Annotated in this window: 13 protein-coding genes; 4 read left to right on the forward strand and 9 right to left on the reverse strand. The window is 52.1% G+C overall.

Going from position 1 to position 20,838, the window contains the following annotated elements:
- Window positions 1-148 precede the first annotated feature (148 nt).
- Complete coding sequence (locus ACGK9W_RS03040; protein ID WP_008170306.1) at window positions 149-1,174, forward strand: IS110 family transposase; 1,026 nt, start codon at window positions 149-151, stop codon at window positions 1,172-1,174.
- Between the two features lie 898 nt (window positions 1,175-2,072).
- Here the strand turns inward: ACGK9W_RS03040 and ACGK9W_RS03045 are convergent.
- Complete coding sequence (locus tag ACGK9W_RS03045) at window positions 2,073-2,594, reverse strand: OmpW/AlkL family protein (protein ID WP_405421156.1); 522 nt, start codon at window positions 2,592-2,594, stop codon at window positions 2,073-2,075.
- A gap of 41 nt (window positions 2,595-2,635) precedes the next feature.
- Here ACGK9W_RS03045 and ACGK9W_RS03050 point away from each other — a divergent pair.
- A protein-coding gene (locus ACGK9W_RS03050) for an IS3 family transposase (protein ID WP_085986444.1) occupies window positions 2,636-4,179 on the forward strand; the annotation gives its coding sequence in 2 pieces (ribosomal slippage) (window positions 2,636-3,107 and window positions 3,107-4,179; 1,545 coding nt in all).
- Between the two features lie 287 nt (window positions 4,180-4,466).
- On the opposite strand, the gene ACGK9W_RS03055 is transcribed toward ACGK9W_RS03050, so the two are convergent.
- The 6 genes from ACGK9W_RS03055 to ACGK9W_RS03080 all read right to left on the reverse strand — a co-directional run bounded on the left by ACGK9W_RS03055 (window position 4,467) and on the right by ACGK9W_RS03080 (window position 10,753).
- Window positions 4,467-4,739, reverse strand: coding sequence for an AMP-binding enzyme (locus tag ACGK9W_RS03055; protein WP_405419026.1), 273 nt, complete (start codon window positions 4,737-4,739; stop codon window positions 4,467-4,469).
- A gap of 191 nt (window positions 4,740-4,930) precedes the next feature.
- The gene (locus tag ACGK9W_RS03060; RefSeq protein ID WP_273073376.1) at window positions 4,931-5,875 is read right to left on the reverse strand and encodes an IS5 family transposase; all 945 of its coding nucleotides are present in this window, start codon (window positions 5,873-5,875) and stop codon (window positions 4,931-4,933) included.
- A 14-nt stretch (window positions 5,876-5,889) separates the two neighbouring features.
- Window positions 5,890-7,263, reverse strand: coding sequence for an AMP-binding protein (locus tag ACGK9W_RS03065; protein ID WP_405419027.1), 1,374 nt, complete (start codon window positions 7,261-7,263; stop codon window positions 5,890-5,892).
- Between the two features lie 88 nt (window positions 7,264-7,351).
- Window positions 7,352-8,950 (reverse strand): GMC family oxidoreductase, encoded by a 1,599-nt coding sequence (locus ACGK9W_RS03070; RefSeq protein ID WP_058091244.1) that lies wholly within the window; start codon window positions 8,948-8,950, stop codon window positions 7,352-7,354.
- A 27-nt stretch (window positions 8,951-8,977) separates the two neighbouring features.
- On the reverse strand, window positions 8,978-10,432 hold the full coding sequence (locus ACGK9W_RS03075; protein WP_058091245.1) for an aldehyde dehydrogenase family protein: 1,455 nt from the start codon (window positions 10,430-10,432) through the stop codon (window positions 8,978-8,980).
- Between the two features lie 51 nt (window positions 10,433-10,483).
- Window positions 10,484-10,753, reverse strand: coding sequence for a rubredoxin (locus tag ACGK9W_RS03080; protein ID WP_339622110.1), 270 nt, complete (start codon window positions 10,751-10,753; stop codon window positions 10,484-10,486).
- 51 nt (window positions 10,754-10,804) lie between these two features.
- On the opposite strand from ACGK9W_RS03080, the gene ACGK9W_RS03085 reads away from it, so the two are divergent.
- Together ACGK9W_RS03085 and ACGK9W_RS03090 are read left to right on the forward strand one after the other, a co-directional pair.
- Window positions 10,805-12,058 (forward strand): IS256 family transposase, encoded by a 1,254-nt coding sequence (locus ACGK9W_RS03085; protein WP_008175122.1) that lies wholly within the window; start codon window positions 10,805-10,807, stop codon window positions 12,056-12,058.
- 106 nt (window positions 12,059-12,164) lie between these two features.
- The gene (locus ACGK9W_RS03090) at window positions 12,165-13,028 is read left to right on the forward strand and encodes a hypothetical protein (protein ID WP_008177406.1); all 864 of its coding nucleotides are present in this window, start codon (window positions 12,165-12,167) and stop codon (window positions 13,026-13,028) included.
- Here the strand turns inward: ACGK9W_RS03090 and ACGK9W_RS03095 are convergent.
- Window positions 13,020-18,485 carry a hypothetical protein gene (locus ACGK9W_RS03095; protein WP_008177408.1) on the reverse strand — a complete coding sequence of 1,822 codons (5,466 nt, stop codon included), beginning with the start codon at window positions 18,483-18,485 and terminating at the stop codon, window positions 13,020-13,022. The genes ACGK9W_RS03090 and ACGK9W_RS03095 overlap by 9 nt on opposite strands.
- Before the next feature lie 609 nt (window positions 18,486-19,094).
- Window positions 19,095-20,063: an integron integrase gene (locus ACGK9W_RS03100; RefSeq protein ID WP_405419031.1), complete on the reverse strand. Its 969-nt coding sequence runs from the start codon at window positions 20,061-20,063 to the stop codon at window positions 19,095-19,097.
- Between the last annotated feature and the right edge of the window lie 775 nt (window positions 20,064-20,838).

Raw genomic sequence — 20,838 nt, forward strand, 5'->3', positions numbered from 1 at the left:
CGGAATTTCCCGTAGCCAGACACATTACTGTTGCTCTGGTAAACCGAGAGCACCATAGCGAATGATATGGACTCCCCCTGCTCCCACGGCATCGATGTGCCACATTGAAGGTGTCTGACATCTTCAATCAAAAGCAGGAGGAGTCATCATGAATGTTACAACCATTGGCATCGATCTGGCGAAAACTGTGTTCAGTATTCATGGCACCGATCAACACGGCAAGGTCGTGGTTCGCAAACGACTGAACCGGCCCAAGCTGTTGCCTTATATCGCTCAGCTCCCACCCTGCCTGATTGGCATGGAAGCCTGCTCGGGTGCCCACCATTGGGCTCGGGAAATGACCAAACTCGGCCACGATGTCCGAATCATTGCACCCCGGTTTGTCGCGCCCTATCGCAAGAGCAGCAAGAACGACGACAACGATGCCGAGGCCATCTGTGAGGCAGTAGGTCGGCCGAATATGCGGTTTGTTCCAATCAAGACCGAAGACCAGCAAGCCGTACTGTGCCTGCATCGTATTCGCCGTGGACTGACCAAAGAACGCACCGCGCAGATCAATCAGATTCGTGGGCTGCTGGCCGAGTTCGGACTGATCATTCCCCAGGGCCGTTACGCCGCACGGCGCCGGGTTCCCGAAATCCTGGAGGATGCCGAAAACGACTTACCCATGCTCGCTCGCCGCTTAATCAACAACATCAACCAACGCATTCGACAGCTCGATGAAGAAATCCTGGCTTACGATCGGGAGGTCGAAGCGATGGCCCGGAGCGATGAGCAGGCCAAGCGCCTTATGGCCATACCGGGTATCGGACCACAGACCGCAACAGCCCTGCTGGCCAGTGCGCCTGACCCCAGACAGTTCAAAAGTGGGCGACACTTTGCCGCATGGTTGGGTCTGGTGCCCCGACAATACTCGACCGGTGGCAAGGTGCGACTTGGCCGAATCACCAAGCGCGGGGACAAATACCTGCGAACGCTGCTGATCCATGGCACCCGGGCAGTGATTGCAAAATTACCGGATAAGAATGATCGACTCAGTGACTGGGCCAAAGACCTGGTGGAACGACGTGGATACAAGCGGGCCGCCGTTGCGATGGCGGCCAAGAACGCCCGGATTATATGGGCACTACTCATGAATCAAACCGAGTTTAAGACACAGCCTGTGGAGGGCTAAAACCGAGCACCAACGACAGGCAGAACAAGCCTGCCAGAAGAGTCTTGCAACGGCAAGCGATGACGGAACGGTCAGACCGAGAGTGGGAGAACCTGTTTATTTCTGCGGCTCAGCGAAGCCGACTAACGAATAAGGTCCCCGCTCACACGCATCATCATCCTGGCCCGGGCAAAAACGCCCACAAAGAGGCCGAATGTAGAGCCGCAGTCTCAAACCGCTTCGGATTCAAATGGCGTTGCTTGACCGCAGGGGGAGTCCATGTAGGTGAAATAATTCTCTATATGTCCCACTAATAACCTCACCTTGCAATTACCGACGAAAATATGAACTTGATTTTACCCACAAAGAAAAAGCGAAGTCTCTATCGGCCATTATGGGTAGAGGTTCCGATCACTCAATCCTTCATAAGCAACATCGCCCATTCGGTGTCGACCTCTTGTTTTGGTTCATCTGAGCATATGCTTTTTCATGCGGATGGGTGGTGGCAGCCAAGACAGGGCTTTTCAGACTGCAAGCTTCAAGCGGTGTGTAAATCAAACACAGTAAGATTCCGGCTTATTGATGGTGGACATCAAGAACCGATAGTTACGAGCGGTATTAATGTTAAGACACTTGCTCGATTAAATGAAACTTGCGGGACTACTGAAAAGGTTTTCTATAGTAAGGACGTGCCGGTCCTGATGGCTATATACTACTCGACTAAACGATACGAGACCTTTAAATGATGCATAAGGCTGGGGCTATATACCTAAGGAAGATCTGAATAACCGCTGGTTTTTGCCCCTTTTCCGCAATCTTGGCGGAAAAGGGGCGCATTGGTCTTACGCTGCAGGTTTTTTATCAATCAGCAGGTTGCTGAAAGCGACCAGCAAATGCAGACGGTTGGTATACTTGGCATTTAAAAGCGATATGCAACACCGATGCTCACGATAGTGGGGTCCACTTCCACTTTTGCCTGAACAGGGGCCGGGCCCAGGTTACCGGTGATATCCGCCTCGAAGGGTGCATATCTAACGTCAAAATTTGCCGACCAGTTATTGTGTATCCTCCAGCGAAAACCAGCCTGAACCGCAGGGGCCCATGTATCTTCGACGTCGAAGTCGGTTAGTGCGCGATCCTTCTCATCTAAAAAGAGAATCCGTCCTACACCCGCTCCAAAGTACGGAGAGAAGTTGCTACCCGTCAAAACATGATACTGAAGCGAAAGAATTACCGGACCATAATCTGTTTGACCAAGAAAAAGACCGGAGAGAGACTCTTCGCCCTGGAGGTCCGCACTAGCGGGAATGCCGCCAAAAATGTTAAATGCCAGCTGATTACTCAGAAAATACGACACGTCGAATGATACGGTCGTATCGTTGTTAATAGACAGGTTGGAATTTGGAACGGGGGCACTCCCCGCAGAGGCTGATCGCCCTATGTGTCAGCGTAGTTGTCGCCTGAATATTTCAGAGGACAACCATGCCCCATTATTCACCGGAACGTAAAGAAGCCATTCTCCAGAAGATGGCCCCACCTCACAGTCTGACTGTTGCCGAGTTGGCCAGCCAGGAAGGCATCAGTACCGCAACCTTGTACAATTGGCGTAAAGCCGCCAGAGGACGAGGTGCCGTTTTGCCATCGAATTCAGCTCATCCAGACAAGTGGAGTAGCGAAGAGAAGTTCCGCATTGTTCTGGAAACCGCCCCGATGACGGAGGCGGAAGTTAGTGAATATTGCCGTAGGAACGGCCTTTACCCGGAACAAATCGAAACCTGGAAAGCCGCCTGCATGGGAGCCAATGCCCTGTCGGATGAACAGGCCAAGCAGAATCGGCAAGCGGCCAGGGCTGAGAAAAAACGAGTCAAAAAACTCGAAGCCGAGTTGCGACGCAAGGAAAAAGCTCTGGCAGAAACGGCTGCACTGCTGACGCTGTCAAAAAAAGCCGAGGCGATCTGGGGCCCCAAAGACGAGGACGAATGACCAGCCTCCCGGATCGCCAGCAGGCGGTTACCCTGATCCAAGAGGCTCAGGGTAACGGAGCCCGGCTGGTCAAGGCCTGCGCCTTGCTGAACCTGAGTATACGCACTTATCAGCGCTGGACGGCAGATAAGGCCGTCAGCGCCGATCAACGACCGGTGGTGCCCAGACCAGCACCCACCAATAAACTCTCGGAGGCGGAGCGTCAGGCCGTGGTCTCACTGTGCAACCAGAAGGAATATCGAAGCTGTCCGCCGGCCTTCATCGTTGCGGATCAACTGGATCAGGGTCGCTACCTGGCCTCGGAATCCACCTTCTATCGGGTTCTGCGGGAGAAGGATCAAGTACACCCCAGAGGTCGGCAAAAAGCGCCCCAGAGCAAGCGCAGGGCAACTACACACAAGGCCACAGAACCGAACCAGCTGTGGTCGTGGGATATCTCATGGCTGCCGGGGCCAGCAAAAGGCACCTGGTTCTACCTGTATCTGATGCTGGACGTATACAGCCGCAAGATCGTCGGTCACGAGGTCTATCACAGTGAGACCGGCGAGCTTGCCAGCGAGTTCATCGAGAAGGCCTACTGGCGTGAACACCTGGCGACGAAGGACAAGCCTCTAGTGCTGCACTCCGACAATGGCAGCCCCATGAAGGCCTCGACCTTCTTGGAGAAACTGTACGATCTGGGTATTACGCCCTCGAACAGTCGCCCCCGGGTCAGTAACGACAATGCCTACTCGGAGTCGTTGTTCAAAACCCTGAAGTTCCGCCCGGGGTTCCCGGTAAACGGCTTCAGAACGATCGAGGAGGCCCGCAAATGGGTACTGGCGTTCGTGCGCTGGTACAACACCGAGCACCGACACAGCGCCTTGAACTACGTAACACCTCAGCAACGCCATACGGGCGAAGCTGATCAGATCCTGGCCCAGCGAAAACAGATTATCGAAGCGGCGAAAGCCGAGAACCCGCGTCGCTGGTCTGGTGATATCCGAAACTTCAGCTTGCCGGAATCAGTCACTCTGAACCCGGAAAAGGCGGCCAATTGTTAAAGAGCTGATGACTTAAACGCGACATCTACGTTGACAGACTCCGATCGCAAATCTTCATCGGTTAGAACTCTAGTGGCATTCAGCCCAACCACCCAGTCGCCTCTACTGTAAACCGGCTCAGATTGAGCGTTGGCCAGGCTCGCAGCAAGTGAAAGTAAAAGGAACGCCACTAACGAGACTTTACTAATTATTTTAGGTTTCATTTTTTATTATCCTTTTTGGTATTAAAACAAATTGGCTTTAGGTAAAACTGCAATTTTTCGTAACACAAATGCCACTCATTGAAGCTAGCTTGCCGGTTTATTGACTAATACTTCCCCATACTCAGAACGCAGCTTGTTTTTTAATACTTTCCCAGTGGCATTGCGTGGCAATCCTTCCACAAAGATCGCGCGATCCGGGATCTGCCACTTGGCGACTTTCCCTTGATAATGAGCAAGAAGTTCCTCCTCAGTAATATTTGCGTCGGGTATTTTTACTGCCAACAGGATCGGTCGTTCGTCCCATTTATCATGGGAGGCCGCCACTACGGCAGCTTCATTGATGGCAGAATGGCCCATTGCGATTCCCTCCAATTCGACTGTAGATATCCATTCACCACCAGATTTAAGGAAGGTCTGAATAACCGCTGATTTTTGCCGATGCTGGTTTTAGCCTGCAAAAAATCGAAAATTCAGACGCTATTCTCCCGCTATTTATGTGTTTTTTTGCCCGTTTCCCGCCATTTTGGCGGAAAACAGGCACACTGGCCCTACGCCAGCATGTATTTTTCACCAATCAGCAGGTTGCTGAACGCGGCCAGCAAATGCAGCCGGTTGTTGTTCTTGGCCAAGCCGCGATAGCGGACTTTGCTGTAGCCGAAAACCTGCTTGATGTACCGGAAGGGATGCTCGACTTTGGCACGAACACTCGCTTTTATTTTCTCGGCTTTCAGCTTGTCCGCATCCAGCTTCTTGCGGGTGCCAGGTCGTTTGGCAATGAACCAGGAGACGTTCCCGCGGTGCTTATGCTCATCTCGCTTTTGAATGCCAAGGTAACCGGCATCGCCGAAGACTCGTTGTTCTTCACCGTGCAGCAGCTTGTCGGTGGGTACGATGTCATGAACGTTGGCAGCGGTGGTATCGATGCTATGAATCAGACCAAGTGTGTCGTCGACACCAATGTGCATCTTCATGCCGAAGTGCCATTCGTTGCCCTTTCTGGTCTGGTGCATTTCAGGATCGCGCTTGCCGCTGCTGTTCTTGGTGGAGCTGGGAGCAGAGATAATGGTCGCATCTACGATGCTGCCTTCACGCAGCATCAGGCCGTTTTTCTCCAGGTGTTTGTTCACCTCTTTAAACAGCGCCTTGCCAAGACCGTGCTGCTCCAGGAAATGCCGGAAGTTGAGAATGGTCGTCTCATCCGGCAAGCGGTCCAGCTTCAGACCGGCGAAGTGCCGCATGGATTCGATCTCGTACAGAGCGTCTTCCATGGCCGGATCGCTCAGGTTATAGAACAGCTGCATGCAGTGAACTCGAAGCATGGCCGGCAGCGGATAGGGAGGCCGGCCATTCTGGCCCTTCGGGTAATAACGGGCTACCTTCTTCTCCAATTGCTTCCAGGGAATCAGCTTGTCCATCCGCTCCAGAAAGATCTCACGACGCGTTTTGCGCTTCTTGGTCTGGTACTCGGCTTCGGAGAAGGTGATCTGATCCATGGTGGCAACGAATCCTATGCGGTTGATGATGGCCGTATTATCGCTGATTTTGGGGACTTATTCAGAGTCTCCTTAATAATATCTTTTGAGCGGTCACGTATTGTCATAAATCCATCATCATTGATCGAAGCAACATCACCTGTCTCGAACCAACCGTCTTCCTCAAGAGTCTGATTTGGTTCAACACCGAAGTAATCGGCTACCACCCAATGACCACGGATGCGGAGATTTCCCTGAGCAATGCCATCTTCGGGCAGTTGATGGCCGTCTTCACCCACAATTTTGAGCTGCACCCCGTAGGGAGGCCGTCCCTGGCTTTCACGGATTTTGTTTCTTCCTTCCTCCGAAAGAGTATTGTGTTTCGACAGCAGTGCATTGACGGTTCCGATCGGTGATGTTTCTGTCATTCCCCATGCATGGACAACTTCTACGCCATACTTACCACGAAACTCCGACATCATTGAGGGCGGACAAGCGCTACCCCCTATCACCGTCCGTTTAAGCGACTGTGCCGAGGAGCCAAGCTCGTCCAAAGCCGAGAGAAGTCCCTGCCAAATTGTAGGCACACCCAGCGCAATCGTTACGCTTTCTGAATCGATCAGCTTGACCAAACTTTGTCCATCCAGGCCAGGACCAGGCAACACCAGTTTGGCTCCAACCATCGCCGTAATGTAGGGTACCCCCCACGCATTTACGTGAAACATAGGAACAACCGGCATCACCACGTCCCGTGCCGATAAATTCAGTGCGTCGGGTTGAGCAGCTACCAGCGCGTGCAGAACGGTGGAGCGGTGTGAATAGAGCACCCCTTTGGGATTTCCAGTGGTGCCCGATGTATAGCAGAGGCTTGAAGCCTGGTTTTCGGCGATTTCAGGCCAATTCGCGTTAGGCGTTCCTCGCTGAAGAAACTCTTCATAAAACAACAATCCTGGAAATTGCGCTGCAATTTCTTCGTCCGGTTCGGACATCAATACAAATTTCTCAACCGTCTCCAGTCGGTCTCGGATATTTGAAACAATGGGAAGGAACGTTTTGTCAAAGAATATGACTTTGTCTTGAGCATTGTTGATAACGTAAACGAGTTGTTCTGGAAACAGTCGCGGGTTAATGGTGTGACACACCATCCCGCCACCAGAGATGCCAAGGTAACATTCCAGGTGCCCCACGTTATTCCAACAAATGGTCGCGCACCGATCCCCCTGGACATAGCCTGCCGTTCGAAGCGCTGACGCAGGTTGTCGCGACCGCTCCGAAACAGTTGCCCAGTCAGATCGACTGGGATTTCCATCCGTTCCTATCGACACAATCTCAGCGTCTCCATGGTAGCGAGCAGCATGGTCGATCAAGGAATTCACGGTGAGCTCCATGTTCATCATTTGGCCAAGCACGTTTATCTCCTGTCGTTTTTGTAGTTGGTTGACGCGAGTATCTGGCGTCATTAAGGTCCAATGTAGAAGGCATAATCCGGGTTTGAACCTAAACATTTCCCAAGAGGATGTCGGCTGCATTTTCGGCAATCATCATGGTGGGTGCGTTGGTGTTACCGGCAACCAAACTGGGCATTATCGAGGCATCGACAACTCTTAGCCCTTCAATCCCTCTGACTTTTAATTCCGGATCAACGACTGAATCCGGATCCGCGCCCATACGACAAGTGCCAACGGGGTGGTAAATAGTCTCTGCATTTTCCCGGATAAAGTCCGCAATCTGACCGTCCGAAGACACCGAGTTTCCGGGCTTAATTTCTCGTTTACTATGTAAAGCCATTGTTGGTGCCCCGAGTATCCGTCGTCCAAATTTAACGGCCGAGATCATTGTTTTGATGTCTTCGGGGTTACTGAGATAATTGGGTTGAATCAACGGGTCGGCCAATGGGTCAGGGCTTTTGAGACCTATAAAACCGCGGCTTCTGGGCATTAGATCGCAAATATGCAAGGTGTACCCATACCCGGCCATCACTTTTCGTCCATGATCCTTCAGGTAAGTTGGCAAAAAGTGGAATTGCACATTTGGCCGTTCGCACGAGCGCTCGGATTTAACAAAGCCTCCGGACTCGGCAACATTACTGGTAAGAAATCCACGTCGCGCAAAGATATATGAGAATAATGCGCTCACGCCCCGAAACAGGAAACTGGGAGCAACGCCAATGGGCAAACGTGAGTTCGCCGCGTGCATGATCGTAATATCCAAATGATCAACCAGATTCTGGCCGACCTCAGGAAGATGATGCACAAGGGGGATCCCGTGTTTTCCAAGCTCTTCGCTATCACCGATTCCCGAAAGCATAAGTAGTTGTGGTGAATTAACCGCACCACCAGACAATATGACTTCACCGCCGTTATTGAGTCTAAGCTGGCGATATTCGCCCCCCTGGTTCAGTGTCACGCCGACTGCCCGCTTACCGTCCATTACCACCCGGGTTACCCGCGCGTCCGTTAGCACATCAAGATTAGGCCGGTTCTCCGCGACACGCAGAAATGCCTGCGCTGAACTCCAACGGCGACCATTTTTTTGTGTCACCTGGTAGAGTCCCAATCCCTCTTGCGTCTCTCCATTAAAGTCCGTGTTTATCGGGAGCTCTACATGAGGTGCCGCTCGAACAAAATCTCGACTCAACGGATTGACTGATTTGAGTTCACTTACGGTGAGCTCACCGCCCTCCCCATGGTAAGAATCTGCGCCAAAACGTTTATTATCTTCCAGTCGACGAAACAATTTTAAAGCGCGATCCCATCCCCAGAGGTCTGTCCCGGCAACTTGACCCCAGTGGTCATAATCGGCTTTGTGACCTCTGATATAGACCATGGCGTTGATAGAAGAGGACCCGCCAAGTGTTTTCCCACGAGGCCAAAACAGGCGGCGCTCCTTTAGATGTTCTTGAGGTTCGGTTTCAAGAGCCCAATTCAGCTTTTTACTATTGGAAAGGAGTGCTATACCTATAGGCATATGTATGAGTGGATTTTTATCCTTTGGGCCCGCTTCTAGCAACGCTACTCGCTTTGAAGAGTCCGCCGTAAGCCGATTGGCCAATACACAGCCCGCCGATCCCGCACCGACAATAATGTAATCGTACATAATAACTCTCTTATTATTTGATTATGCTCAGCCCAGAATACGAACAGCAGCCTCTATAAGACGCCGGACCCAGGCTGTATAGGGTGGAAAAAGAAGATGCATAAGAGAATGTTTATCCTCCATCAACGCCTTTTCATGCGAAAAAGCGCGGAAACCGTATTCACCGTGTGCCGCCCCTATCCCGGAATTATTAACTCCACCAAACGGCAGACCCGGATGTAGAAAATGCACAACTGTAAGGTTGACTCCTACAGCGCCGGAGCTCGTTCGCTCGATAATATCCGTGGCAAAAGACTCGTTTTTGTCGAATATGTAAAGCGCAAGCGGTTTAGGGTTATCGTTGATTTTCTTGATAACCAGATCAATATCGTCGAATTCAATAACGGGTAAGATCGGGCCGAATAACTCCTCACGTGAAATATCCATGTCGCTGGATACATTTGAAATCAACGTCGGAGCAATAAAATTCTCTTCAGCATCTGTAACACCGCCCTCAAAGACTCTTGCACCTTTGTTTTTGGCATCATCTATCAGGTTTGAAACTCGCTGGAAATGACGTCGATTTACAATCCGGCAATAGTCGGCGGTCGATTTCTGGGCTTCTGGTGTTTTTCCATAGACTCGCCCAATTTCCGTTTTAAGTGCTTCATTGAATTGATCTGCGATATTAACGTGCACAAAAACATGATCTGGGGCGATACAGGTCTGTCCATTATTGGCAAACTTACCCCAGACAATGTTTCTTGCAGCCCTCTTTATGTTGGCATCTGGGCCAACAATGGTCGGGGACTTACCCCCCAATTCCAGCGTCACTGAGGAAAGGTTCGTGGCGGCAGCCTCCATGACCACCTTGCCTACCGCAGGACTGCCCGTGAAGAATATGTGGTCGAAGGGTAAGGCCAACAGTTTCTGCGCTACCGCGGCATCACCCTCAATCACGGAAACCAGATCGGGAGGGAAGGTTTCGGCGACAATGTTGGCAATCACCTTTGAGGTATGTGGTGTCATTTCCGAGGGTTTAATGATGGCTCCGTTCCCTGCAGCCAACGCTGAGACGAGAGGCCCGAGCGCAAGATTGAGCGGATAATTCCACGGTGCAATAATCAGGCACACTCCCTTTGGTTCTGGCCGAACATAAGATTTCGTGCCCAGAACACCAACGGATGCAGCCACTCGCTTCGGACGCATCCATTTACGCAAGTGTTTTTTAGTGTGTCGAATTTCCTGAAGCACCGGCAGGAGTTCAGTTAATTTGACTTCTGGAGCGGGTTTTCGAAAGTCCGCCGCGCAAGCCGCAATGATGTTTGATTCGTGGCGTTTAATTGAATCCCGCAGCTGGTCGAGCTGCGCTATTCGAGCCTCCAAGGTAAAGCTTCCGCGACGCGCAAGTTGTGCCCGCTGTAGGGCCGCGAACGTTGAATCAATCGTATCGCTGGTTGACACATTGGTCACCCCAACCTCCGCCAGACTAGCAATCTGCATTATAAAATCACCTCTTGCCGAACGAGACTGTTGTTATTTTCAATCGGATTACTAGTCTTCATAGAGGACATAGTCCTCTTTTGTGGCACCACAGTCCGGACAGCACCAATCGTCTGGAATATCTTCAAAACGAGTGCCGGCAGGGAAGCCTTCGGCTTCATCTCCGAGAGCTTCATCGTAGATATGGCCGCAAGTGATGCAGACCCACTTCCGATAGGTATCTTTTTGAGTCGAGTCTTTCGGCGATTTTGAAGAGTTAGGCTTGGGTTTCGAGTTATGGTGATTTCTGGTGTATGGAAGCAGGTTGAAGGGGTGGCGTATCCTGTTGGTTGATCTCCGCCAAGATCACAACCAACAGAGGAATGATACGCCATGTCCAAGTCTAACCTGCACGCTCTTTCACAACCAGAGGTAGTCAGCAACGACCCGTTGCACGAGCTGATCCGACAGGGTGCCCGGGACCTGATCGCACATGCCGTCGAGACAGAGTTGGAGAGCCTGTTGAAGCAGTACGCGGACGTCAAGACGCCGGATGGCCGCCGTGCTGTGGTGCGAAATGGACACCTGCCCAAGCGCACGATCCAGACAGGCGTTGGGGATGTTGAGGTTCAGGTACCCAAGGTCAGGGACCGCAATAGCTCCGGGATTCGCTTTAACAGTCAGTTGCTGCCGCCGTACCTGAAGCGTGCCCAGAGTCTGGATGAACTGATCCCCTGGCTCTACCTGCGCGGCGTCTCATCAGGTGACTTCCAGGAGGCCCTGAGCGCGCTGGTCGGCGAGCAGGCCAATGGCCTGTCGGCTAACACGGTATCCCGGCTCAAGGCGAATTGGCTTGATGAGCATAAGGACTGGCGGCGGCGAGACCTGAGCCAGAAGCGTTACGTCTACTGGTGGGCTGACGGCGTGTACAGCAATGTCCGCCTGGATGACCGGCTCTGCCTGCTGGTGGTCATCGGCGTGACTGAACATGGTCACAAGGAGCTGGTTGCTGTCGAGGACGGCCACCGGGAGTCCGAAGCCAGCTGGCGAGAGCTGCTTACGGACTTACGGGAAAGAGGCCTGGAACCTTCGCCCAAGCTGGCTGTTGGCGACGGCGCACTGGGCTTCTGGAAGGCCCTGAGCAAGGTGTTTCCGGACACCCGGCACCAACGATGCTGGGTACACAAGACGGCCAACGTGCTGGATAAGCTGCCCAAGTCGGTGCAACCGAAGGTCAAGTCGGCACTGCACGAGATCTATCTGGCCGAGACACGGGACAGCGCCCACAAGGCGTTCGACAGCACCCTGCGGCGGTTCCGGGACAAGTACCCCAAGGCCATGGAAAACCTGGAGAAGGATCGGGATGAATTGTTGGCCTTCTATGATTTCCCGGCGATTCACTGGATTCACTTGCGGACCACCAATCCGATTGAATCCACCTTCGCTACAGTAAGGCTGAGAACCAAGCGGAGCCGCTCCTGCGGCAACCGTGACACGACACTATCAATGGTGTTCAAGCTGCTCCAGTCCGCCCAGAAACGCTGGAAGCGGATCAAGGGGTTCGACCAACTGAAGCTGGTCGTGGACAACGTACAGTTTCAGGATGGAATAGAGGTGGAAGACCAATCTGACAGGAACGCTGCCTGATGGTCATACACCAGATTTGACAATAACTCCGGGTCAATGGCGGCTATATCGTTTGTGTCAATAGCGAAAAAAACACATATGGGAAAGCTCGGGGAAACAAAATCTTATGGGTATTCATGAAGACTCCGTTTCGTTCGACGGTACAATCGTCGTCTTACATCCAGCAAGTGCACCACACGTCGTTAATTCCGGCGGGGTGCTTGAGTTTGAGGAAGATTCCTCAATTGTCCTGCCTGCCCAAAAACAGCTAAAGGACGCCGTGGTTTCAGCTCTTAACGATTTTCGAGATATGAGGAAATTGGCGGCGACTTCCGTAGAGTGGCGTCTCAGGATTGAACCTACGCACAATGTCGAATTCCCGGCAACTTACGTTGTGAGGCTCGTAGGGCCTGGGGCTACGGCTTCGGAGGTGGAAGTATTCAGGGCTGCCGCTCGATTGGTATTTAGGGATTTGATCCCACAGAGGATATTGGGCGAACCGGAAGATGAGCCAATTCTTTCCGAAAAGGAGCAAGAGTTTCTTGGAACCCTTAGCCGAGGGATAGCGGCAAAATTTGCGAGCCGCTCGATCAAGCAGGGCGTCATGGTGAGGTTTGGCTTTGAAGATCTCGGTGGGGCAACGGTACAGGGTGTCATGCCGTCTTTAACGGTCGAGCAAAAAGCTCTTGGCACCATGTGGGCGGCAGGCAGGCCGTTAGGGTTCGACGAGCAAAAAAGTACGGTGACGCTGTGGGTGACACCCGGCGCTAACGATGAGGACGCCTCGGAAATCGAGGGAAGAACTGAGATTTTGTGCCACGATCTGGATTTCCTTCGTGTCTTCGCCAGAGCCTATGCGAATCGCAGTTTGGTTAAGTTTCAAGTGGTGAGCCAACAAGAAGCCAGAAAGCAAAAAACGGTATTGACTCTTCTTGAACTAGAAGAAGTGGCGGTGGACCCTGCGGAGAGCTTCGACCTTCAGTTAGGATAGGGGGGGTAACGGCGTCAGTGGTGCGGGTTTCGGGCAGTAGGCCGATGCAATTGCGATGAAGAGTAGTACCAACTCCAGGCGATCATGGATTTGGGTAATCATAGGGCTGGTGAGGACTAATCCCGCGTAAGAGCGCGCCCTGGTGTAGTTTTTATCGTAATCCTCGTTGAAGGTGTCGAGTTGCAGCGAGGCGGCTGCCGGTACAAATTCACCTGCCAGAACCACTCTTTGAGCTCGGGGAGCATAATCCGGTTTGCTCTTTATGACGACTTTGTACGAATTCTCGGGGATTTTGAATGCGTCCACCAGAAGCCGCATCAGGTGAGCATCTTCGACCTCGTTCATCAGCAAGTGGCCATTTCTACCAACGAGATTCGAGGCCTGGGCGAGAGAAGGTAGCGGTCGGTCGGTGTCCAGTTCCTCACAGTTGTGCAGCTCGTCGCACATCTGCAGCAGTCGGGGCCATACGGCAGTCGAGCGAGATTTCAGTAAATACTTCGGCAGTTTGGTGCCGTACACGAATGCCTTCTTCATTTGTTCCGGGTCATAGACCTTGAACCGCAACCCCGCATTTATCCGGTCAACCAGAATTTCTACATCGGCGAGTTCTCCCGGTGGCAGGCGAAGCATCGGTTCGATTCCGTGAGCCGCGTACCCAAGCGCCATCAGTCTCAGAGCTTCCATCACAATAAGGGGCGTGAGTCTGGTTCGCTGTGCAAAAATGGTGGGAGCCGCACTCTCGACTTCACTGGCGGATTTTACAGGCCAACGATCAATCTGGACGGCCTTTGAAATCGTGCCGGCGTAGTGGGTGGTTACCGGAGTGAGCCTGTCTGCCCACTCTGTCATCATGCGGTTATAGGAGCGAAATTGCGTTCGAGGCGAGTGGTGCCCGAGCGCCCGGGCGATCGCCATAGAGCCGCGTCTTGACGGCAGCCCGTGGTTGCCGAGCAGTACCTTTCGGAGGCTCTCCCTATCGACCGATTCAGTGAGTTTTTGGGCAAGCGGTGTGTCTATCTCAAACAAGGCGCTGTTCAGCACATTACAGAATCCGTGGCGGGCCTGGTGCAGGCTCATGCGGGTGTTTCCGGTCACCAATTTAAGCGTCCGTGCAATATCCGATGGAATGGATCCCGCAAACGGCGTGAGGTTACCCTCTTTGTCGGCAAGGATCGGCTTATTGTCGGCGTTACCCAGCCTGGTCGTATATCGTGTCAGTATTGATGTAACCAGTGACCGCTCGACAGCACTCAGTTGAAATACCAGCGGTACAGCTCGCCGGCTGTGGACGCTGCTTTTCAGGCCACGTATGGAATTGCTTTGAACCAGTACCCAGGTCAACCCAGCGGCTTCGCACCAGTCCGAGCGGAGTAAGCCAATAGCCTCCTGGGCCCTGAGCCCGAAGCGGAAACCTAACAGAAGTACAAAGGCGGCTTGCATACCCCGTTCGATCTCCTCGGTGTCAGGATGCAGGAGCAGTTGGAGGGCCTGGAGGTACTCGCTTTCTGAAAAGAGCCTGGGGCGAACCGAGCGTCGGGCACTGCCGAGATCAAGTTCGTCCCAGTCGGGAGTGGATACTCCGCGCTCACTCGCCCAGTCGAAGAACTCAATAAGGCGTGCCGAAAAATACGCCAGGTCTTTCAGTTTGTGAGCGCAGTGAGACAGCATTTTGGCGCAAAGCTCAGTGACGTCCTCCTCGGCCATCAACAGCAAATCCGCCTTGTAGGCGAAACCACGAAATGGGCCAGACAGTTCACTTAAGTACCGTTTGATAGACCCAGTCGCGTAGGCTTTGTGGGCATAGTTAGCTCGGCCTTTACCTTTTCGGATTCGGTGTGCGACCCAGTAGCCAAGTAGTAAAACGGCACTGCTGACAGAGTGAGTATGGGCCCGGCAGTGCTGTTCGACCTGTTTGGCAATCTCTCGTGACTTGGCTTTTGTGTATTGATTCAGAATGTCCTGCAGTCCTCCAAGAAAAGCTTTCGCCGAGTCGTAAAAAGGTTCGGGATAAGTACCAGAGGCTGATGCTGGAATCGGGGGTAAATTTTCAGTTTCTGGAAGGTCCTGCTCTGGAGTGGACTCCGGTGGTTGATATCGCTGACCTTCTGTCAGGCGAAAATAATCGTACAAGCACAGGCTGGTAGGAGGGTTTCTATTACTGAGAGCGCCTGCCACCATACCTGGAAGGTCAATCAGGTTAGCCTGTTCAATTAACCGGCTCAGCTCTTTTAACAGCGCGCCTACCGACCGCTCGTTTCTTTTTACATCATCAAGGTGTCTGGTTTCCGCCAGTATTGTGGCCAGTGATTGTAACGACTTCGGACAGGGCGCTGTGTCGAGATCCTTGCTGTCTTTGATTCCGAGCCCTTTCGCTAACAGTCGTCCGGTGGTGTGGTCGATCTGATGCCGTTGAACCGGTTGATTGTAATCATTGGGCTCCAGGAATTCGGAGTACTCCAGGTACACGCGTTGCTTGTGTTGTATTACCCGGAAGTTTTGCCCTTGAACCAGATCTTCCAGTAGTCTGAGATAGGATATGCGCTTTTCAATCGCAACGAATGCAGTGGCCAGCGCCAGACTATCGGACTTCGAAAGTCGAGCTTGCCGGATGGCCTGCTTCGTGTCCCGCGCCCATTGTGCAAGGTTCGGCATGGTTTGAAGCGCTCTGGGGCAAGTGTCTCTGACCAGTGAGCGTTCGGTGCCTACCCTTAATGTTCTGTGTCGTATGAATTGTCTTGTATGGGGGCGGTGTTCCTCCAGCCATTGGACCAACACTTCCATCCGAACAGCCGCCTGAGGGTGGGGCATCCCGTTTTCGCGGGAGATCATTCTTTTTGCCAGACGATCAATGTAGCTTTGATTGAGTTCGCTCTCATCGCTGACTGGGCTGGCATCTAGTGCCAAGTCCAGCTCCTTCCGGGCTGCAGAACGCGCCAGATCACGGGCTTTGAGCCGTTCCGAGTGTCGCCGTGCCTGACCAAAGCATTCAGGCTCCCGGTAAGTATCAGCGGGTTGTTTGGCTTCGAAGGCAGTGATGTCGAAGTTGGTCTTGGGCAGTCGCACTATAAAGCCTAGCCGTTCAAAGCAGTCGTCCAGGGCTTCCTTATACCGTTCACGGTCCTCTCGCCAACACCTCGCCGAGTGATCACTGTAGGAGGTTGTTCCCCGCTCCCCATGGCCCATCCAGCCGTCTATGACTTCGGGGTGAACGTTCATTCGAGCTAGCTGCTGGGCAAACCTGTGCCGGAACAGGTTCTTCGGAAGAGGCCACGAGAAGAGTTCCGATCCTGGGACGGCTAAATCGGTTAATGGATGCCACGCACCATTGCTATCGAGCAGGAAGAACAGGGGCAGGGTGTCGGAGTTTCCTTCCAGAACCTGTTGGATGCGATGCGCAAGGTCTTTGTGTTGACCTGAAAGGCTCGCCTTGAACCGACGAAGGTGCTCGAGATAGTCCTCCAATAGCCCTTTTGCGCCATCTGCAAGTGGAACCATTCGTCCGCAGTGAAGGCCGTCGTCGGATTTATCATTGATAAAGACGGCCGGGGGGTGATCACAGAAGTGGGCGATCGACTCGAAAGGCTCTGACAGGTTACGGCAACCGGTTGCGGCATTCAGGGCCGTGACAGTGTATTGGACCAGATGGTTGTGGAAAGTGATGGGGTCGCCTTGCGAGCTTTCCAGCAGGGTTTGGGTGGCTTCCCGAATGCCCTCGACCAAAATGGACTCGAGTGGCGCAAGGAGGCTCCCGAGAAGATTGGTCCTCTCATCGCCTAATGCGGGGTTTTGTAATGGAAGCCCAAATCCGTTTTGAACCTGAGCGATGCTCCAGTTGGCGTATCCACAAGCTGCTGGTAACGTAGCTCGAGGGTGGGCCGAAAGTAAGCGAGCCAATGAATGATCGCATGTCTCTTCGAAAACACTTTGGGACTGTGCGTTAGCGAGTTTGGCGCTGGTGAGTCTCGGGAAATGCCGTTTCGCGTGTTGCCTGAACCATGTTGTTAGGGCATGAGGGCTGGCCCGTGCCCATAGTTGCCGAAGAGTGGCGATGTCCGGGAAAACCTGGGTAGCCTCTCGGAGAGCGCTCTGTATTTGCTCTGGCAGCGTGACGCGGAGATTGTCCTGGAACGGTTCGATCAGAGGTTGAGCTTCGGCATCCGGATGCCAAGAGCTGTGTCGCCTCGGTCGTTCCCGGTGGGCAGTCACTAGGTCTTGGGAAATGCTCCATTCATCGCGTAAGTCATCCGTTATTTCAATTTCCTGTATGAACTCCAGGGAGCGTTCAAGATGAACGGCCAGCCAGACTAACGCGCCCCCCAGTTTTTCTTCAGGGCGGTCCTCAGCCAGAGTGCAGTTAATCCACTGATCGAGTTGATGGGCTTCTGGGGGAAGTGGTTTTTCCCATGACCAAGGAAGATAGTTTGACAGTTCTGCCGTCTGCATCAGTATGCTTTGACCCGAGAGTTTCTGCTGTTCTGGTGTTTCTTCCGGGTCGACGCCGAACAGCAGCAGTTGATGCAGGGCTTCTTCATCGGCAGAGTCTGTTTCGCTGTCTGAATAGGCAAGAAGTTGAGGCCCGCCTGCCGAGCTGCTCAGATCCAATGCGCCCTCTGTTGCTTGGAGTAGGTTCGTAAAGGAAGTCTGAAAAGCGGTCTCTGTTTTTTGAGCTCTGGTGGGGTTGAGTTGGCCCTCTGCAACCCGTTGGATGGCCCTAAGAAGCAGCAGCTCTTTACGGGTTTCTGGCCCTGAGTATCTGGCGATTAGCTGAGATGCGGCGTGTCGTATTGCCAGGTTGAATTGGGAGTACGAGTAGTGGTCTGACGGGCAGGCTTTCAATGACATTTCAAGAATGTTGTCAATAAGTGTCCATTTGCTGTTCTCTCCGGGGAGGCAGAGTGTGCTGGCGACCTGCTGAATCTGGTTATCGTGTGGGCAGTTATGCTCTGCGGTTCTTTCCAGTGCCTGTACGATCAGCCATATTTTTAGAGTTCTTCGTAATCGGTCGAGTAGTTTATTGTCGGAAGGGGGCTGTGGTTGGATAACCAGTTCGAGCAGAAAATGCTCGTTTTTCAGATCTGCTCCTGCCGACCGCAGAATGGTTTTCGTGTTGCCTCTTGATACGCCCTGGTGAAGACCGGAATAGTTATTGGCAAAGTCTTTATCTTGGCTGAACGAGAAAAGAAGCCTGCTTAGGTGGCTGATGTAGGGATTGTCAGCCCACTGATGCAGAATGGCCTTTGAGTCCGGGTTAGAGAGTTCGCGATACAGGTTGCCGACGATCGTGAAGTTTTCAGTGAAGCCAAAGGCGAGCGCTATGGCGTCGAAGATGTCGGAGACGTTGTTTTGTTCAGCCCAAGAACGGATGGCTTGAAAGTGAGGGCCTGGATGCCTTAAGGTCAAGTCCTCGTTGTCTGATTGATCAGCCCCGTGCCATTTCTGCTTGTCGTTACTTGGCATTGTTGTACTTAGTCTCCACTCTCCCTTCTATCCAAAATTCTAATTCACACATCAATTTATATCAAATATCATCAATTTGGCACAAAAAAAGTGTGCCTAAAACATCAGTCTCATAACCGTCGTTGGTTCGAATCCAGCCCCCGCTACCATAAAAGAGAAAGGCAGATCAGTTAGTTACTGGTCTGCCTTTTTTGCGTTTGGGCCAGCAGAAATTCCATGTGACGTATATGTGACAAATATGTGCCAAGGCTTGTGACGGTTCGATCTGCGGCCAGCTGGAAAATGACCGTCAGTCAGTTTTTGTTCTTCCTGTGAGAGTGGTCTTCTACGCGGCAAGCCTGAGTGTGTTCTTGAAGTTCCAGTCTAGCCCAATCTGCCACATTATTATGGCGACATTCGTCGGGGTTCTGGCCACGCTTTCATTGGGAAAGCGCACTTTATGCGGCGACGAGATGAGCCAGTGAGGGGAATCTGAACCGAGGTAAGTTCACTCATACGCTGGGAGTGGCAAGGGCATCAGCATAAATCCAAGCTTCTAAACAAAAGCGAACATTCGCCGCACCCCCAATTCCAGGCTTTACGCCCCTTAAACGGGTAAGCAATGCCCCATCAAGAACTTGGCAAACGATCAAAAGGGCTGACGGTTCCAGCACGTCGATCGCCAATGACATGCGTGTAGATTTCTGTCGTTCGAATGTCGCTATGCCCAAGAATTTCCTGAACCGTCCTGATATCGCTCCCCGATCTCAATAACTCTGTCGCAAAGGCATGCCGAAAGGTATGAGCCGTCACACGCTTGGTGATTCCCGTGGCCAGAACGGCCTGCCTCAATCGCCGCGAGTACGATGAATGATGAAGATGGTGGCGGCACACATAACCAGCGATGGGATGAACGCATCTTGTTACGGATGGGAACAGGTACTGCCAACCAAAGTCCTTCATGGCCGGTCCATACTTCTTGTGAAGTGAGGCCGGCACTGACGTAAGCCCGAATCCATCGGCCAGATCGGACTCATGTACAGCCCTGACATGGGCGAATTGTCGCTCCATGTTTTCTCTTAGATTGCCTGGAATCAGTGTGTATCGATCTTTTCGTCCCTTACCGTTGAATACGAGCAAACTGCGGCTTTTTAGGTCGATGTCTTTCACGCGAAGCGAAAGAGCTTCGTTGATTCTCAAACCGCATCCATAAAGAAGCGCAGTGATGAGCCAATACTCTGCATCCATGTTTTGAAGAATAGAAGCAACTTCATCGGGACTCAGAACGGTTGGCATGCGTCGAGGCGTTTTCGTCATCTTGTACTGTAGGTTTTCAATCTCCCGCTTCAGCACATGCTTGGAGACAAAAATAATCGCGCATAGCGCCTGATTTTGAGTGCCCGGACTGACTCCCCGATTGACGGCGAGGTGATTCAGGAAACGCTCAATTTCGTGATTACCCATGACTTTTGGGTGCTTCTTGTCATTGAAAAGGATGAACTGACGAACCCAGTAAAGATAGGACTTCTCGGTTCGGTAGCTGTACTGCTTTGTCCTAATTTCTGTGCGGACCGATTGTAGAAACGGTGATTTCGACACGCTCGCCCTCCGTGGCTGAATGCTGTATGTACGCACAGTTATAATAAAAAACACCCAAAACCGCCAAAATTCTTGCGGCTTAATTTGCACGGCCCTGCTCGCTTTTCACAATGCATCTCTGTAGGTATCTGTTTCAGCATGGGAAAAATTCGACCCACTGGATTTAACGTGCAAAAACGTGCATAAATATCCCGCGTGCACACTTTTCACAGAACCAAAAGCTCAAAAGCCCCCTGAGATGGAGGGGTAATGATCTGAAAAATCGAGGTTATTCAGGTTGTGAAGCAGTATTGGACTGGGTGATGGTGTTGCGGTTTAATAAGAAAGCAAACTAATAAGCTGTTAAATTGATATGGAAATCGAGTACGCATATAGCTTTTCGGAAAATGTCTTTTACGCGGGCTTGGGGATGTTGCGCTTTTACTTTTGGCTCATTCCCTTCGCACTCATCTATAGCTACCACAAGCGTAGAGGGTCTCTACTGAAGCTTTTTTGGGCCTTGTGTACGGCATCGTTGCTTTTTTACTGGGAATATGACGCGCTAAGCAATAAATTTGGGAGACTCGCATACGACGAGAGCGGTGTAACTCTGGAGCAGAAAAATGGGCAGCGTGTCTCATTAGATCCAGAAAAAATAGAACGTTTCTGGTCCATATCGATAGGCCGGAGTGGCGGTTGGTCCTGCTATCTTTTGGTAAAAGCAGAAGATCATGACTATGAGAGTTTCATTGTTCGTAAGCGGCAACACCTCTGTGAGGATGATGCGAAATTTCTT

Origin of the sequence: Marinobacter flavimaris, assembly GCF_045057155.1 — a bacterium.
GTDB lineage: Bacteria > Pseudomonadota > Gammaproteobacteria > Pseudomonadales > Oleiphilaceae > Marinobacter > Marinobacter manganoxydans.

Bases quoted from the DNA above. Each gene is read 5' to 3' on its own strand.
- ACGK9W_RS03040 (WP_008170306.1), top strand. From the start codon at position 149: ATGAATGTTACAACCATTGGCATCGATCTGGCGAAAACTGTGTTCAGT.
- ACGK9W_RS03055 (WP_405419026.1), bottom strand. From the start codon at position 4,739: ATGGGCCATTCTGCCATCAATGAAGCTGCCGTAGTGGCGGCCTCCCAT.
- ACGK9W_RS03060 (WP_273073376.1), bottom strand. From the start codon at position 5,875: ATGGATCAGATCACCTTCTCCGAAGCCGAGTACCAGACCAAGAAGCGC.
- ACGK9W_RS03070 (WP_058091244.1), bottom strand. From the start codon at position 8,950: ATGTACGATTACATTATTGTCGGTGCGGGATCGGCGGGCTGTGTATTG.
- ACGK9W_RS03075 (WP_058091245.1), bottom strand. From the start codon at position 10,432: ATGCAGATTGCTAGTCTGGCGGAGGTTGGGGTGACCAATGTGTCAACC.
- ACGK9W_RS03085 (WP_008175122.1), top strand. From the start codon at position 10,805: ATGTCCAAGTCTAACCTGCACGCTCTTTCACAACCAGAGGTAGTCAGC.
- ACGK9W_RS03090 (WP_008177406.1), top strand. From the start codon at position 12,165: ATGGGTATTCATGAAGACTCCGTTTCGTTCGACGGTACAATCGTCGTC.
- ACGK9W_RS03095 (WP_008177408.1), bottom strand. From the start codon at position 18,485: ATGCCAAGTAACGACAAGCAGAAATGGCACGGGGCTGATCAATCAGAC.